The organism is Moorena bouillonii PNG (genome assembly GCF_001942495.1).
GTDB classification, from domain to species: Bacteria; Cyanobacteriota; Cyanobacteriia; order Cyanobacteriales; family Coleofasciculaceae; genus Moorena; species Moorena bouillonii.
In genome coordinates this window covers 5,642,354-5,644,913 of record NZ_MKZS01000001.1, presented here as the reverse complement: position 1 = coordinate 5,644,913, position 2,560 = coordinate 5,642,354, and the positions used below count along the sequence as shown (strand labels likewise).

Genomic DNA, 2,560 nt, shown 5'->3' with positions numbered 1-2,560 from the left:
CTACAAGCTACTCTGGTTGGTGGGCATTGCTCAGATCAATTCCGGCAGGATTGGGAGACCCAAGACTCGTAGGGTGGGCATTGCTGATAAGTATCAAAATTGTTCGCTTATAAAATAAATGAGCAATGCCCACCAAGACCCAAAAGGCAATGGGTACCCTGGTTGGTGGGCATTGCTCCGGTGACTTTGGGCAGGTAGGCGAGTTGGAAAAAGGCTTTTCCCACCCTACAAGCTACTCTGGTTGGTGGGCATTGCTCAGATCAATTCCGGCAGGATTGGGGGTTGGTTTCAAGCAATGCCCACCCTACAAAATGCTCTGGTTGGTGGGCATTGCTCAGGTGAATTCCAGCAGGGTTGGGGGTTGGTTTCAAGCAATGCCCACCCTACAAAAGCGTAAGCTGAACCAGACAAGAATCCTAGGGTGGGTCTTGCTCAGCAAGTTCAACATTAGTTAGCCTAGAAATTAAATCCGCAATGCCCAGCAATCCACAACCATGCCCGAATATCGTCGAGCCTATGTCCCAGGTGGAACCTTTTTTCTGACTCTGGTAACCTACGACCGCACCCCTCTGTTTTCCGAACCCGAAACAATTGCTTATTTGCGTGCTGCACTTGCTAAAACTCGCACTGAGAGACCTTTTGAAATTACTGGTGCAGTTGTTTTACCTGACCATATTCATTTCTTGTGGACTCTACCCCCAGGGGATACAGCTTATTCCTACCGGGTTTCTCGGTTTAAGGTGTTGTTTACGCGATCGCTACGGGGTAAAAAATTCAAGCCACAGAATGTATCGGCATCCCGTCGTAAACACAGAGAAAGTAATGTTTGGCAGCGCCGATTTTGGGAGCATGTGATTCGAGATGAATCTGACTTCCAACAGGCTTTAGATTATATTCATTACAATCCGGTTAAGCATGGGTTGGTATCTTGTCCTCATCGGTGGGAGTATTCGAGTTTCACCAGATGGGTTGAAACAGGTCAGTATCAGATCGATTGGGGTTGTTGTTGCTGGGGGAGACAACCATTAGTTCCAGATTTTTCGGAAATTGGAGCCAAGGTTGGTGAGTGAATTATCAACGGTTGGTGGCTAGACAATCGTAGGGTGGGCATTGCTGATTGAGATCATGATTGAAAACCGATCAATGACATGGGCAATGCCCACCAATAATGACAATCGTAGGGTGGGCATTGCTGATTGAGATCATGATTGAAGGCCGAGCAATGACATGGGCAATGCCCACCAATAATGACAATCGTAGGGTGGGCAAATAGTGATGTCAATTCCGGAATGTTTGGGAGTTGGAAACCGGCCATAGGTACCCTGGTTGGTGGGCATTGCTCCGGTAAATTCCGGCAGGGTTGGGGGTTGGTTTCAAGCAATGCCCACCCTACAAAATGCATACTTTGTTGTCACCCCGTGAGGTTTCAAGCAATGCTTTGGGTGGGCAAAGTAATGGTGAATTCCGGAAGGTTTGGGAGGCATAGGTACCCTGGTTGGTGGGCATTGCTCTGGTCAATTCCGGCAGGATTGGGGGTTGGTTTCAAGGAATGCCCACCCTACAAAAGCTACAAAAGCGATCGCGTAGCGGCTCCAAAGGAGCATCGCACTACAAAATGCACCCTGGTTGGTGGGCATTGCTCCGGTAAATTCCGGCAGAGTTGGGGGTTGATTTCAAGCAATGCCCACCCTACTAAATGCTTACTGCTTGGTGGGCATTGCTCTGGTCAATTCCGGCAGGATTGGGAGTTGGTTTCAAGCAATGCCCACCCTACAAAATGCGTACTACAAAATGCGTTCGCGTAGCGGCTCCAAAGGAGCATCGCACTAGAAAAATCTCCTGAGCCTGAGGGTCGAGCGAGGAAATATGGTGAAGGTAAAACAGTTCTTGAGTTTTCGGTGATGACGAAGGGAGTTAAACTAGGAAAATTTTTGGCATTGAATCGAGCTGCACCAGTTCACACTCAGGCTTTTGGTCACCTAGAGAGTCTTGAAGGGAAGTGTGGGAGGTGTGCTAAGTTGGGACAGTTTGGGAAGTTTGGGAATTCGACTAATATCTAGTTATGAGAAATCCTAAAAAGCAGTTAACACTATTATCATGGACTCACTATATGTTTGGGGGATTTTTTGGATTTTACTCCCTGTTTATACTAATGTTGTATATCCCTTTTGGTCTGTTCATTATTGGTGCAACTGACTCAATTCCTGCAGACTTATCAGGAGAGTTATCAGACTGGTTTAAGTTATCACGAAATGTGTCATCAGACTTGCCTGGCTATTTGCTAGTCATTTCTGGTGCCATACTTTTCATCCTTGGAGAAGTCTTTGCTTTTGCTATCATTCTCTCTGGCTATATGCTCAGAAAAAGCAAGAATTATTGGTTTTCATTTATGATAGCTTGCCTACTCTGCTGGTTCAGACCATTTGGCACACTTGTTGGAATTTTAACGATTGTTGTTCTATCTCGGCAATCGGTAAAAAAATTATATCCTTTTAAGTATTAAAAGGGAATCGGGAATCGGGAATCGGGAATCGGGAATCGGGAATCGGGAATCGGGAAT

5 protein-coding genes are annotated in these 2,560 nt (G+C 46.4%); all 5 read left to right on the top strand.

What is annotated here, in order from left to right:
* Positions 1-125: 125 nt before the first annotated feature.
* Positions 126-455, top strand: a complete 330-nt coding sequence (locus BJP37_RS39850; protein WP_075902259.1) for a hypothetical protein — start codon at positions 126-128, stop codon at positions 453-455.
* 39 nt (positions 456-494) lie between these two features.
* Positions 495-1,070: an REP-associated tyrosine transposase gene (locus BJP37_RS22935; RefSeq protein WP_075902257.1), complete on the top strand. Its 576-nt coding sequence runs from the start codon at positions 495-497 to the stop codon at positions 1,068-1,070.
* Positions 1,071-1,498: 428 nt separating this feature from the next.
* Complete coding sequence (locus tag BJP37_RS39845) at positions 1,499-1,648, top strand: hypothetical protein (protein ID WP_158069727.1); 150 nt, start codon at positions 1,499-1,501, stop codon at positions 1,646-1,648.
* A gap of 32 nt (positions 1,649-1,680) precedes the next feature.
* Positions 1,681-1,830, top strand: coding sequence for a hypothetical protein (locus tag BJP37_RS39840; protein WP_158069726.1), 150 nt, complete (start codon positions 1,681-1,683; stop codon positions 1,828-1,830).
* Between the two features lie 232 nt (positions 1,831-2,062).
* Entirely contained in the window at positions 2,063-2,503 is a 441-nt protein-coding gene (locus BJP37_RS22925; protein ID WP_143727747.1) for a hypothetical protein, read from the top strand.
* Positions 2,504-2,560 lie beyond the last annotated feature (57 nt).

Bases quoted from the DNA above. Each gene is read 5' to 3' on its own strand.
- BJP37_RS39850 (WP_075902259.1), top strand. From the start codon at position 126: ATGCCCACCAAGACCCAAAAGGCAATGGGTACCCTGGTTGGTGGGCAT.
- BJP37_RS22935 (WP_075902257.1), top strand. From the start codon at position 495: ATGCCCGAATATCGTCGAGCCTATGTCCCAGGTGGAACCTTTTTTCTG.
- BJP37_RS39840 (WP_158069726.1), top strand. From the start codon at position 1,681: ATGCCCACCCTACTAAATGCTTACTGCTTGGTGGGCATTGCTCTGGTC.
- BJP37_RS22925 (WP_143727747.1), top strand. From the start codon at position 2,063: ATGAGAAATCCTAAAAAGCAGTTAACACTATTATCATGGACTCACTAT.